The organism is Psychromonas sp. psych-6C06, assembly GCF_002835465.1.
Classification (GTDB): Bacteria; Pseudomonadota; Gammaproteobacteria; order Enterobacterales; family Psychromonadaceae; genus Psychromonas.
Genome location: NZ_PIZM01000006.1, coordinates 60492 through 74479, shown reverse-complemented (window position 1 = coordinate 74479; position 13988 = coordinate 60492). Strand labels below are relative to the sequence as shown.

The window sequence follows — 13988 nt, the reverse complement described above, 5'->3', positions numbered from 1 at the left end:
CTTAATCCTCTCTTGTTACACGTAAGATCTCTTCCAGTGTTGTCTGGCCATCTAATACTTTAGCAAGGCCATCATCACGAATACTGGCAGAGGTTTTACGAATCACTTTTTCAACAGCTTGTTCACTGGCTCCATTTTGTATCAGCTCACGCACTTCATCAGTCACTACTAACAATTCATGAATACCGGTACGCCCTTTATAACCGCTGTTATTACATTTCGGACAACCTATCGCACGATAAACCATCGGGTTATCTGAAGCTTTCATATTTAAAATCTGTAGCTCTTTTTCTGTAGCAGGATGAGCTTCGCGACACTCTTTACATAAACGGCGCACCAATCGTTGTGCCAATACTCCGAGAATACTCGAAGAGAGTAGGAAAGGTTCAACCCCCATATCACGCAGACGTGTGACCGCACCAACAGCGGTATTAGTATGCAATGTTGATAATACTAAGTGACCCGTTAAACTCGCTTGTACCGCAATATGTGCAGTTTCTAAATCACGAATCTCACCAATCATAACCACATCGGGATCTTGACGAAGAATGGCACGTAAACCGCGCGCAAAGGTCATATCTACTTTACTGTTTACTTGCGTTTGACCAATGCCATCAATCGCATACTCAATCGGGTCTTCAACAGTTAAGATGTTGCGATCGCGCGAGTTAATTTCTAATAGGCCGGCATACAAGGTGGTACTTTTACCCGAACCCGTTGGGCCCGTCACCAAAATAATACCGTGTGGCTTATGAATAAGATCACGCAACATGTGATGATTCGCGGTGGTCATTCCTAAGGTATCTAAATCTAATTTAATCGCATTTTTATCAAGCAGACGTAATACGACACGTTCGCCATGACTTGAAGGCATCGTCGATACACGCACATCTACAGCACGGCCACCGATGCGCAGTGAAATACGACCATCTTGTGGAATACGTTTTTCAGCAATATCAAGTTTCGCCATAACTTTAATACGCGAAACCAGTAACGCGGCTAATTTACGTTGCGGTTTAAGGATTTCACGTAAAACGCCATCCACACGGAAACGAATGATTAATGAATTTTCAAAGGTTTCAATATGAATATCCGATGCTTCCTCTTTGATCGCTTCGCCCAGCATGGCATTGATCAATTTGATAATAGGGGCATCATCTTCTGCTTCAAGTAAATCCTCTTCGCCCGGAAGCTCCTCTGCTAGTGTAAAGAAGTCTTCACTACCAATATCTTCCATCAGTTGCTGCGCTTCTGAAGAAGATGACTGATAAGCGATACCAACTAAGTGATCAAAACGAGCTTCGTCGACTTGGGTCAATTTAAAGGTATGCCCTAATACGCGACGCACCTCTAATAGCAGATCTGCACTTGGCATCTCTTTAAAACACAGTTCGCTTTTCTCCCCCTCATAAAACACCACTAGAGAATGCTTTTTAGAGAACGGGAAGGGTAGCTGTCCACGCGGGGTCACATCAGCATGGTCTGAAACCATGTCAGTGATCCCTTCTAATCCATCTACATCAAGCGCAGTCATTACTTATCACCCTCATCAAGCACAGCAGATTGCTCTTTTTCAGTTAACTCTTGCTGAGCTTTAGCACGTGTTTTCTCTGGAAGAAAATCAGCAGGGTTTATTTCATGACTTTCACCCCATGCCGGTAATACTGGTGCGTTTGTATTAGGCATTAGACCAATGCCATCTTCACGACGACCTAATTGAATCTCACGCATTAGACCGTATTTACGTGTACTCAGGTTACTCATCGTTTGATCATCTCGAATAATGGTCGCGCGTAAGAAAATCATTAAATTACGTTTTTCAGTACTGCTCTTAGTTGATTTAAACAAGTGACCCAACCATGGAATGTCGCCTAATAGAGGAACTTTACTAACACTTTCGCTAACTTTCTCATCAATTAAACCACCAATAACAATGGTTTCTCCCGATTTCGCTAAAACGCTAGTTTTTACTGAGCGCGTAGCAAAAATAACATCTACTGAAGTTTCACCTTTAATATTTGAAACCTCCTGCTCAATTACCAGCTGTACCGCATCACCATCATTGATCTGCGGTGTTACTTTTAATTTTATACCGACCTCTTTACGCTCAATGGTCTGGAAAGGGTTATCATTCGATGAGCTTGAGGTTGCACCCGTTAATACAGGCACTTCGTCACCAACAATAAAGCTTGCCTCTTGATTATCTAAGGTGGTAATACTTGGCGTCGCAAGGATATTAGATGATGAATTAGTACTAATTGCTTGCAACATTACACCCCAGTCATCACCAACGTATCCGGCAACACCACCGGCTACTTTAGAAATAACATTCACAACTGCACTTAAATCATCTTCATCATTTCGCACTTGATAAGCTGCGCCAAGCACTTCACCGGTCGTTACACCATTATCTTGGAACTGTGTTCCGCCAACGGGTGAGGCCCATTGTACGCTCAAGTTAATACCGTCACCCTCTGAAACTTCTACGATGATCGCCTCAACCAATACTTGCGCACGACGAATATCTAACTGACGAATAATATTGCTTAGTGATGACATTAAGGCAGGCTGTGCTGAAACAACAACGGAGTTGGTTCCTTCATGTGATTCAATACTTAATTCTGAACGGCTAGAAGCGCTTGCTGCTTTCTTACCTTCTGCTTTTTCTAATGATTTACTCACACCTTTTAATACATTGACCACTTCTTCTGCTTTGGCATATTTCAAGTAAAAAACACGTGTATTACCATTATTCTTAAGTTCATTGTCCAGCTTTTTAACCAGTTCAATGATACGTTGGCGAGTTTTCTTTTCACCACTAATAATAAGGGAGTTGGTACGCTCGTCAGCAACTAGACGTGGCATTAAGATACTTGGCGTAGTATTTTTGCCACCTGTGGCAGGCTTTTGAATCGAGTTGATTACTTTTACCATCTCAAGTGCACTTGCAAACTTAAGTTTAACGATATCAACTTCTTGGTCGCCAGCTTTATCAACACGCGCAATAATTTTAACCAAACGGTTTACCACTGCTGCGCGGCCGGTGATCATAATTACGTTAGAAGGATCGTAATGGACAACGTTACCGCCCCCGGCATTATCATTTAACTGACGCAGTAGTGGCGCAAGTTGTCTTACAGAAACATTGGTAACTGGCACAACACGGGTAACCATTTCGTCACCTTTGTACTGGTTGCCATCATCAACCACAGGGATTGCAGACACTTTGGCGTCTTTAGCTTTAATGACCTTGATGATATCGTTTTCCATCTCAACGATAGCAAAACCATATACTTCTAATACATTTAAAAAGAATTGATAATACTGTTTCTCATTCAACAAGTCGTAACTACGCACATTAATGCTGCCACGTACTGTTGGATCTAAGACAATTGTTTTATTGAGGTTTTTACCAACAATATTGATAAACTCGTTAATATCCGCATTTTTAAAGCTTGCAGAATACTCGGCGGCAACTGCAGAAGTAGCATAACCAACGCTCAAAACGGTCGCAAAAAGCCCTAAATTAAGCAGTTTGCCAACTCTCTTTTTCATCCCTAAAAATACCATTTAATACTACTCCAGATGTCACTAATTTTGTAAAGTTACAATTTAATAAAAGTTCTCACACCCTAAGGGATGCTGAAATACAGCTCATGTAATTGCCCACCACGCTCAACAGACAAGGTCATATCAGTCATAGTTGGAAACTCTTTCATTAAAGTAAATGCTTGTTGCGTATCCGTTAAATCAACCCCATTTAATTCAACAGCTAAATCTCCGCTTTTTAAGCCAGACGCTTCAAAAAGGGCTCTATCTTTACCCGGTTTAACTCGGTAGCCTTTTACTACACCATTTTCTCGTACCGGAGATATGCGGATATAATCGGTTAATTTCCCAGGGTTACTAAGTAACGCTTGACGATCTAAATTAACCGTTTTCACTTTGCCTTTAATTGGCTTTGAGACGCTTTTATTATCTTTTTTTCTCGGCTTCGCCGGACGATTCTTTTCATGATTTTTATGTTGCTGATCGAGCTTTTCTACGCCATCAAGCATCAACGTTTGATAGCCACCACCCACTTTTAAAATAATACGATCCTGATAAATTTGGGTAATCACTGCACTTGTACCATCGATTTTTGAATCCATAAAGTAACTGCTTTGCTTACCTTTTTGGTCGATGATTACACTTGAATTTTTGGGGTTTGTGGCGGCGACGACACCAACTAATTTTAAGTTTAGGCGTGTTTTAGGTGCATTATCAATGGTCGTTTTAGGCACGACAGGTTTCGCTTCTTTTGCTTTAACGCCAAACAGATGTTGCTGTTGTAATTGCGATGTATTAACTTGCGAACCTTTTTGTTGCTTATTACTCGCAACCGGCTTCCATAACAAAGCAGGTTTCTGATCAGGCACAAATGCCCATGTTAAAATAGCCAGCTGATAGGCTAATAACGATGCAATAATTGCCAAAACAACCATTGGTGATTTTTGTAAAAAAGTAGCTAATGGCACGAGTAACAACCCTGTTTTCATACAAATATAATAGTTTAGCATGCTACCTCAGGGCTGCGTTAGCAACAAGCAAATCACTCGAATTATGTGGGCTAGGAGGATTAATCATCGCGAAACAGTGTATTTTAGCCCAAAAAAAATAGTTTTTTATTTGCAATATATAAAAAATAGACTACATGGATACATTAAGTTTGTTTCTGGCAATAATGGAAGGCTTAACATCCCCGCAATGACAATAAAAATAAAAAACAGTAAATCTTCTTATTAATAGATAGGTGCAACATTATCTATTCACATACGCAAACAAAATTACAGTGACACTAATCTCTAACGATTACTTTAATAGCAAGTAATAAACACTCGACATCAATGCCCATTTACACTAATTTATGGCAAAATACAGCACGACTAGAGCCACTTCGGGGTTAAGGTTAAATGTCGTTGATTTAATGACACAATATTTTACAAGTGGGTAACGATGTCTGATAAAAAAATTCGCTTAGATAAATGGTTATGGGCAGCACGCTTCTATAAAACACGTAGCATTGCACGCGATATGATTAATGGTGGCAAAGTACACTATAATGGTCAGCGGGCTAAGGCGAGTAAAGTAGTAGAGCTAGGCGCCCTATTAACCATTCGCCAAGGCGATGTGTCTAAACAAGTCAATATTGAAATATTATCAGATCAACGACGCGGTGCACCTATCGCAACAACCCTTTATCAAGAAACCAGCGATAGCATTAAAAAACGTGAAGAGTACTCCGTTTTACGCAAACTCAGTTTGCAAAATGCACCTCACCCAGACAAAAAACCGAACAAAAAACAGCGCAGAGAACTAATACAAGCAAAAGCCCAACGTAATAGCGCTAACTTTGACTAAATAGAGATAATGATAATGACAGATCAATTACAACGATTCCTTTTTGATGACTTCCAAATCCGTGGCGAAATCGCACATGCTAATGATAGCTTTAATGAAATCGTCAAAAATCACGATTTTACGCCAGAGGTTGCCAATGTAGTGGGTGAGTTGCTCGTTGCGACCACACTACTTACTGCGATGCTAAAATTCGAAGGAAAAATCGCGGTACAGTTACAAGGCGATGGCCCACTTAAAATGGCAGTCATTAATGCCGATCAAAATTTACAAGTACGTGGTACAGCACGTGTAGAGGGAGAAACAGCAGGGCTGTCTTTCTCACAACTTGTCGGTAAAGGACATATGATGATCACCATTACCCCAGATGATGGTGAACGTTATCAAGGTATTGTTGATTTAAACAATGATTCATTAAGTAGCTGTTTGGAAAATTACTTCCAGCAATCAGAGCAATTACCGACGCGTGTTATTTTACATGCAGGCATTGCACCTAAAGCACAAGCTGCAGGGATTTTAATTCAAACACTGCCTGCAAGCAGTGAAACCCATGAAGAAGATTTTCAACACGTTTGCGCATTAGCACATACCGTAAAAGCAGAAGAACTTTATGATTTAACTCCTGAAGATCTCCTATTTCGTTTATATCATCAAGAAACTGTTCGTCTTTTCGACACGCAGCCAATCACTTACAAATGTTCATGTTCAAAAGAGCGCTGTTTATCATCTCTTGCTTCTATCGCACCAGAAGAGATAAATGAGCTAATTAAAGAGCATGGCGCCATTGAGATGCATTGTGAATATTGTGCATCAGATTATCGTTTTGAGGTAAATGACTTACAAATATTGCTTGGTGGTACAGATAACCAACAACATTAAGAATGCCAAAACTTGTGCTTTGGTAGGTAATTAAATTGAATTTATTGCCTATCAAAGAAACTGCTTAACATTGCAGCAATTAGTTTACATAACGACTATTTTTTAATCATTTTTATGACTTAGATCTCACCTATTTCCCTCAGATTCCCCTACTCTCAATAGTGATATTTCAATCACTTAAGAGGAACTGAATATGACTAAATTAGCAACGAATTCGTTAAGCAAATATGGCATAACCGGTGTTTCTGAGATTGTGTATAACCCTAGCTACGAAACCCTTTTCGAAGAGGAAATGGCGGATAGTTTAACGGGGTTTGAAAAAGGAATTATCACTTCAAACGGCACGGTAGCTGTTGACACAGGCATCTTCACAGGACGCTCACCAAAAGATAAGTACATCGTAAAAGATGATACTACTCGCGATACCATCTGGTGGAACGATCAAGGCAAAAACGATAATAAACCTATCGATGAAAACACTTGGAGTCACCTTAAACAATTAGTTTGTACTGAGTTATCTAATAAAAGACTGTTTGTCATTGATGCATATTGTGGTGCCAATGAAAGTTCTCGTCTTAAAGTACGTTTTATCGTTGAGGTGGCTTGGCAAGCACACTTCGTCAAAAATATGTTTATTCGCCCTAGCGAAGCAGAGCTAGTCGATTTTGAACCTGATTTTGTGGTGATGAACGGCTCTAAAACCACCAATCCCGATTGGCAAGCACAGGGGTTAAACTCCGAAAATTTTGTTGCCTTTAATCTCACAGAAAAAGTGCAAGTCATTGGTGGCACATGGTACGGTGGCGAAATGAAAAAAGGTCTGTTTTCAGTAATGAACTACCTTTTACCGTTAAATGGCATGGCATCGATGCATTGCTCGGCAAACATTGGTGAACAAGGCGATACAGCCATTTTCTTCGGTCTTTCTGGGACAGGAAAAACAACACTCTCTACCGATTCAAAACGCGCTTTAATCGGTGATGATGAGCATGGTTGGGATGATGATGGAGTATTTAACTTCGAGGGTGGCTGTTATGCTAAAACGATTCGTTTAAGTGCAGAAGCGGAGCCTGATATTTACGGGGCAATCCGTCGTGATGCGTTGCTTGAAAATGTCGTGATCGATGCACAAAACGTCGTTGACTACGACGATGCGAGCAAAACTGAAAACGCACGCGTTTCCTACCCTATTTACCATATTGATAACATTGTAAAACCTATTTCTAAAGGTGGTCACGCACAGAAAGTGATCTTTTTAACTGCCGATGCCTTTGGCGTATTACCACCCGTTTCTAAGCTCACTAAGGCGCAAACACAATATCATTTCTTGTCTGGCTTCACTGCAAAATTAGCCGGTACTGAACGTGGTATTACAGAACCTACACCGACTTTTTCTGCATGTTTTGGCGCAGCGTTTTTAACGTTACACCCAACACAATATGCGGAGCAACTGGTGAAACGTATGGAAGCCTGTGGTGCTGAAGCTTATTTAGTGAATACTGGCTGGAATGGCTCTGGCAAACGTATCTCAATTCAAGATACACGTGGCATCATTGATGCTATTTTGGATGGTTCAATCGAAACGGCACAAACTAAACAGGTACCTCTGTTTAACCTTACCATACCACTCGCATTACCAGGTGTTGATAGTGCGATTCTTGATCCACGCGATACCTATGCAGATAGACAACAGTGGGATGAAAAAGCTGAAAAGTTAGCGCAACTGTTTATCGATAACTTTGAACGTTACACCGATAAACAACAAGGTAAAGATCTTGTCAGTGCAGGCCCTCAATTTAGCAAAGATATCGCTTAATTAACCGATCTTCATAGCGCCCTCTTTTATAGAGTGGCGCTATTCTCCCTTTTATATAAAAGCACTTACTTTTAAAAAAAATCTAAGTATCATCACACCTGTTGATATGAGGTGTAAGAATGAACGTAAAAAGTGAACTACTAACAACCTGGGAAGCGTTTGAGTCGTTACAGACGATTTGGGATGATCTATTAGTTCAATCTGATGCAGATAATCTTTTTTTACGTTGGGATTGGCTAAACTGCTGGCGCAAAACCAGTGCAACCCCGATCAGCCCCTATATTGTTATTTTAAAAAAAGATGGTCATATTGTTGCTATCGCCCCCTTCTATAAACAACCCTACCGCTTAGTAAATGGATTAAAATACAACGCGTTACGCTTTGCAGGTGATCAAGGTATTGGCTCAGAATACAGTAATTTTATTGTACAACGCGATAATAGTGAGCCACTAAAAAAACAGTGTTGGCAGGCTTTACTGGCCTATAAAAAAGAGTGGGATTTTATTTGGCTAACCAATATTGAGCAGTGGACAACGGGAGGAAAAAACTTAATTACCTCTCTCAACAGTATCAACGAACTTAATTTCCACCAGCGTGAAATTGATTTTAGCGCAACGCCATTAACATCATTGAATAACGATATACTGCCGAGCCTCTCTAAAAGCTTACGAACCAATATTAAACAAACTCAAAAATATTTATCGCGCCAAGGAGAATGGCAGGTATCAGTAACCGAAGATCTATCTACTTTATCAGATGATCTTAATACCCTGTTTTCACTGCACAATAAGCGCTGGCAACAAGCTGGCCTAAAAGGCTCCTTTGAACGACGCCCAGCAATGGCCTCTTTTTATCAACAGTTTGCACAACATGCTCTCAAAACAGGCTGGTTGAGATTGTTAAAATTAGAAGTTGAGGGGGAAATTCAAGCCATGCAAATCGGCTATGTATATAACAATCGATTTTTAGCGATTCAAGAAGGATTTAATCCCGATTTTTTAGCCGGTGCGGGGCAAGTATTACGTTATTTTTCTTTTCAAAAAAACCTGCAGGAACAGATCGCAGAATATGATTTTTTAGGTGTTTATAGCAACCATAAACGTCGCTGGTTAGCGGAAAAACGTCAGGGTTGCCATGTTTTTATTTTTCCTAATAAGCTTAAAAATTTACCTTTCAAGCTAAAAAAGATTTGGCCCACGGGCGCATATCTTAATGAGGCTTAGTGCTATAAAGCGTTGCTAAGAATAGCAACGCGTTAAGCTACTTTTACCAGTTGATAATCGTTTCAAACTTACTATCAGCAGAGACTCTTGTTCTTAAAACTAACGTAGAAATAGCCACTTTTTGATGATATCCACGGCTCAGCCAACCTAATGCGGGCGTTTCTTTATCATTGCTCTCTTGGCCAGTCACAACTTCAGTTCGCATTCCCATCGGTAACTGTATTGCAATCTGATCATCACCCAGTTTTAGTGTGCAAACACCTTCATTCAGCTCAATATTTTGGCAATCTTCAGAGAGATGAAAATATAATGCAATATCATGCGTGCCACTGGTTAATACATGATCGCTAATTATAATCTTCTTCTGCTCAACATCGAGCTGTACTGCACGCTGGTGATTAACGGGCTCACTCAGGCGAAGATAACCACTGTGTTCAGCAAACACTGTTCCACCATTATTAGTAGGGGACCATTCAATACAATTTGCCTGTGCGTGCTGCTCCCACATAAAAGGCCCGGTCATCACAGATTGATCGACACCATCTACTTCTAAGGTGTTATGCGCTTTAGTGGTTCTAAAGTGGTTACGCCATTGCGGATGACTGAAATAATCGTAGGTACCGGTATCAACAAACAGATCATTCTTGTTAATACGCATCACAAAGCTTAGCGCATCCGCATGGCCATGCGCGGCAATTGCAGTATAACCAAGCTCAGCACAATCAAACAAAACACTCGCCTGATTACCTTGCGCTAATGAGCCTGCTTGCAATAGGTAATAACCAGATTCTTTAAAAGCAACAGAGCTTAAGGGCTTAGTATCATTAACGGAAGGTGATAAACGCGTGTCTCTGCCAGAAAACAACCAAAAGGCAGACTCAGTGGATTTTTTAAAGCCAGTATTGAATATTTCATCACTGTAGAAATAACCGGAAATGTCACACAGCGCATTGATATTATGGACATGATCGCCCAAGTCTAATACATAACCATCATCTTGATCGCCAAGCATTGGGTAGTGTTTACCTCCCTCTGCAACCTGAGCAATAAAGCGACTAATACTGCTTAAGGTTTGCCAATACTGAGCAGAGAAATCATCTTTTCGCCATTTTCCAGTTAATGCGGTGAATAGATAAAATTGAAAAACAAAAAATTGATAAGAAAAAGCATGCTCTTTCGTACAGCCATCGGCAAAACTTTGTGCTTGAATCTCACGTTCAAGCACCGCTTTACTTCTCGCCTGCCATTGTGGTGCATCCGTAAGCATATCGAAATAGCTAGCTGCGATATAAACGCCGGCAGCCTCACCCACTAAGTGGTTATTCGCAGAAGTCCCCTGTGAATACTTACCGTCAACATCTCTACAGTGTAGAAATACACTGTTGAGTAGTCGTGCTTTTATGTCGCCTGCAAAAAGTCCAGAGCCCTTAATTAAATCAATAGCCCAAACCCAACTGATTAAACGAATAGCAAGCTCCAATGGGCTTCGCCAATTCATGCCATAGCCATAAGGATTTGCATCTAGCCATGCTGTTAGCTGATCAATCACACCCTGCGCATATTTTGTATCGCCAGTGACTTTATACGCACGGCCAAGAACGACTAGCTGATGATGGCGATTAGGCTCCCACACAAGCTTACAGTCGCCATTATTGGCAAAATCACGATAATTTACGGAAACAATATGATTCAAGCTAGAAAATATATTCGCGGAATGATCTTTATGCCAATTGATAGGTGTTTCAAGATCGTGCTCTTTTAGATCAAAGTAGCTCAGTTTATGATCAAGAATCATCTCAGACTTTTTGATAAGTTCATTTTTCCACTCATTTTGAAATTGTTCTACCTCGCCGGTGAACACTTCGAATCCACCAACAAAATTAGCATCGGGATCGTAAGAAGGTTGATATTTCTCTGTTGGCACTAAGTTAAACTGCACGCGCCCGCGCTCCACAAATGCATCGGTGAGTGAAGTGACACGCCAGATGATCTCTTTAGGTGACATCATTTGAATGCGTTTAACGTACCAAGTAATTGATTGCATGAAGTTCTCTTATTGCTCTATCTGATTAAAAAATGTTTGTGTGAAATGTTGTATCTGGGTAACAGCTTGACCATGACCACCCGCTCGATAATCAATGGCGAATGCGATTAATGTCGCACCAGGCGTGCCTAAAATCGCCGATTTCACTTCCTCTAGCTTTGCTAACTTTTTACTGCTGGTATGCACTCCATTAACAACATACCAATAGGCTATTAAACGCCCTCGCTCGCCACTGCGATTCAGGGTAAACAGCTTCACTTCACTGTTATCAAGGTACAGAGAGTCATGATCGACAATTGACCAGCGATGTTTATCAAACAGTTTATTTTCCACAAAGATCATTTCATGCGCTTGGCTTTGTTTAACATAGTTCGCCAGATAAGTTTGAATCCCAACCTCACCCTTAACAAAGAAACTGAAGTTCTCAGAGCTCACGCCATGTGAGAGAGGCTTCCAATTGGGACTTGATGTTTTATTTGTACTAACAAGGTTATACCCTTCTAATGCAGGCATTTTAAATTGATAGTTTGCATCGAAACGCGATGGGATCCAGTAACTCGCAAAGATAAAAGCAAGTAGGATGGAGTAACTAAATAACAACTGTTTTTTATTGATCGCTACATTCTGATTCGTTGTTTTTACAGGTTTAACCTGCTCATCAATCGGCTTATCGAAGAAGTGACGCGATAGATAAATAAGTGGCACAAGGAACACAGCAAAGACCGCCCAACCAAAGGTTAAGTGATCCTGTACGATAAAGTGTTGCATGTGAGTATAACTGCCCACAATAATAATCAATATAATACGTACCCAATTCGCAAAAATAGCAAAGCAGAGACAAATTACTAAAAATTGGATGCTCTTTTTCAGAGAAAGATGGTTAAAGAAGCTCACACAAGCCGCAAAAAGCGCGCCAACCATAAAGAACCCTAAGCCAGAACAAGCAGGCTCAACATCAAATAATCCGCCATAGGTAGAGAGTCGGTAACCGTCACGTAATACCTCAATACCAACAATACTCGGGCCAATATCACCGGCAATTGTGGATAACTCTCGTAGTGGTGTTTGAAAGAGACTCCAGACGGGCAAGATCAACGCTAACATTAGCAGTGGGAAAAACTGGTCTCGTAAAAGACGAAAACCATAAATACTAATTAAGAAGGAAGTCATCAGCGCAAATAACATCAGCTGCTGAAGCTGTTGCACGCTCGCTAACTGGCTAACTAGCAAGCCAAATGCACTTAATAGCAGTAAGCCAGTGGCAGCTATAGATGGTTGATGTGTAGCAGTTTGAAAAAAGTCACGCTTTAACCATAAAATATACAACACCACTGCAAAACCAAGAAAACCATGGCTAAAGGGGCCGTTGCTATTCCACTCATCAAAAATGGTAAGCAAAACTGCGCCATTGATAAAGAAAATCAATGCTAAACCGATTAAGGCAACTAAATTGATGACCTTCGAAGGCGCTATCAAAATTTACGCTCAGCATTCATGCTTAACTCTTGGTATACCGCATAAGTTCGTCTTGCGACACTTTCAGAGTGATACAGATCTCTTGCTAATTCAGTCGATTTTTTTGCCATCGCATCCTTTAATTCACCATCAACCAAAATGCGCTTACATTTGTTAGCAATATCTTGTTCATTAAATGGGTTAACAAGATAACCCGTCTCACCATTTTTAACCATGTATGGCATTCCACAACGATTTGAGGTCACCACAGGAATACCAACAGCCATCGCTTCTTCAATGCCCATTGGTGAATTTTCCTCAAGTGAAGCGAGTGCATAAATCGATGAATGCATCAGCTCCTTCATCACCTCTGTCGTCGATATTCGCCCGAGAATTTTAATGTGCTTATCGAGATTGTTATGCGCGATATAATCCAACATCTCCTGCATATATTGTTCATCACCAACACTCCCTGCAATACGAAGCTCGACTGCGATATTGTCATCCACGAGTAACTTCACTGCTTTAACCAATTGTAAGGTGTTTTTGCGAGGACAAATCACAGCAGAAGTAAATATTCTTCCGGCTATTTCATCACGTGTTAAATTAAAAAATTGGTCAGAAATAGGGTTGTCAATGTCATAAACAATAGCATCAGAAACCGGCGAGACTCGCTCACGCACATAGGGACTAATAGAGATAATATTGGGTTGTTTAGCCCAACTGCCTTTTTCTATTTTTTCCCATATTTTTGAGCGTAACCACCTAAACTTACCATTAGAAAACAGCGTATCACCGTAAATAAAACCATGTACTGTAAAGGCTTTCGTAATATCAATATCTTGTACCATTATTCCGTAGGTATCATGCGCATGAATCAAGTCCGGCTGTAGCTGTTTGATGTAGCGCTCGATTAATACTTTACTTTTAGTGACGGCATTAAGAAGCTCACTTCCATTAGGCTTAGGTAAACGATGAATTTTTACTTTCCCCCAACTTTCCGTTGTTTGCTTTGATGTTTCAGGGCACAGCGTCAACACATCAATCTGTAGATCGGTATAAGCTGAGAGAGAGCGAACTAGGTTAACACTAACCGCTTCCACACCACCTAAAGGACGATCTGAATCAATCGGAAATTGAGTAACAAAAGCAAGTTTAGTAACGGTCATATTGT

Annotated in this window: 10 protein-coding genes; 4 read left to right on the top strand and 6 right to left on the bottom strand. The window is 40.6% G+C overall.

The window, feature by feature from the left end:
* Position 1: 1 nt before the first annotated feature.
* The 3 genes from gspE to gspC form a co-directional block, all read right to left on the bottom strand.
* Positions 2-1492 carry a type II secretion system ATPase GspE gene (gene gspE / locus CW745_RS08920; RefSeq protein ID WP_193755587.1) on the bottom strand — a complete coding sequence of 497 codons (1491 nt, stop codon included), beginning with the start codon at positions 1490-1492 and terminating at the stop codon, positions 2-4.
* Between the two features lie 41 nt (positions 1493-1533).
* A complete protein-coding gene (gspD, locus tag CW745_RS08915) occupies positions 1534-3555 on the bottom strand; it encodes a type II secretion system secretin GspD (RefSeq protein WP_101108709.1) in 2022 nt (673 codons plus the stop codon).
* 77 nt (positions 3556-3632) lie between these two features.
* Positions 3633-4559: a type II secretion system protein GspC gene (gspC, locus tag CW745_RS08910; protein WP_238596765.1), complete on the bottom strand. Its 927-nt coding sequence runs from the start codon at positions 4557-4559 to the stop codon at positions 3633-3635.
* Between the two features lie 436 nt (positions 4560-4995).
* On the opposite strand from gspC, the gene hslR reads away from it, so the two are divergent.
* From hslR to CW745_RS08890, 4 genes are all read left to right on the top strand, one after another.
* Positions 4996-5400 (top strand): ribosome-associated heat shock protein Hsp15, encoded by a 405-nt coding sequence (gene hslR, locus CW745_RS08905; RefSeq protein ID WP_101108305.1) that lies wholly within the window; start codon positions 4996-4998, stop codon positions 5398-5400.
* A gap of 15 nt (positions 5401-5415) precedes the next feature.
* Complete coding sequence (gene hslO, locus CW745_RS08900; protein ID WP_193755571.1) at positions 5416-6276, top strand: Hsp33 family molecular chaperone HslO; 861 nt, start codon at positions 5416-5418, stop codon at positions 6274-6276.
* A 193-nt stretch (positions 6277-6469) separates the two neighbouring features.
* On the top strand, positions 6470-8092 hold the full coding sequence (gene pckA / locus CW745_RS08895; RefSeq protein WP_101108303.1) for a phosphoenolpyruvate carboxykinase (ATP): 1623 nt from the start codon (positions 6470-6472) through the stop codon (positions 8090-8092).
* A 119-nt stretch (positions 8093-8211) separates the two neighbouring features.
* Entirely contained in the window at positions 8212-9315 is a 1104-nt protein-coding gene (locus tag CW745_RS08890) for a GNAT family N-acetyltransferase (protein WP_101108302.1), read from the top strand.
* A gap of 43 nt (positions 9316-9358) precedes the next feature.
* On the opposite strand, the gene CW745_RS08885 is transcribed toward CW745_RS08890, so the two are convergent.
* The 3 genes from CW745_RS08885 to CW745_RS08875 are packed head-to-tail and all read right to left on the bottom strand — an operon-like array spanning position 9359 to position 13983.
* Positions 9359-11359 carry an alginate lyase family protein gene (locus CW745_RS08885; protein WP_101108301.1) on the bottom strand — a complete coding sequence of 667 codons (2001 nt, stop codon included), beginning with the start codon at positions 11357-11359 and terminating at the stop codon, positions 9359-9361.
* A 9-nt stretch (positions 11360-11368) separates the two neighbouring features.
* A complete protein-coding gene (locus CW745_RS08880; protein ID WP_101108300.1) occupies positions 11369-12835 on the bottom strand; it encodes an exosortase C-terminal domain/associated protein EpsI in 1467 nt (488 codons plus the stop codon).
* Positions 12832-13983 carry a glycosyltransferase family 4 protein gene (locus CW745_RS08875; RefSeq protein WP_101108299.1) on the bottom strand — a complete coding sequence of 384 codons (1152 nt, stop codon included), beginning with the start codon at positions 13981-13983 and terminating at the stop codon, positions 12832-12834. The genes CW745_RS08880 and CW745_RS08875 overlap by 4 nt, the downstream gene beginning before the upstream one ends.
* Between the last annotated feature and the right edge of the window lie 5 nt (positions 13984-13988).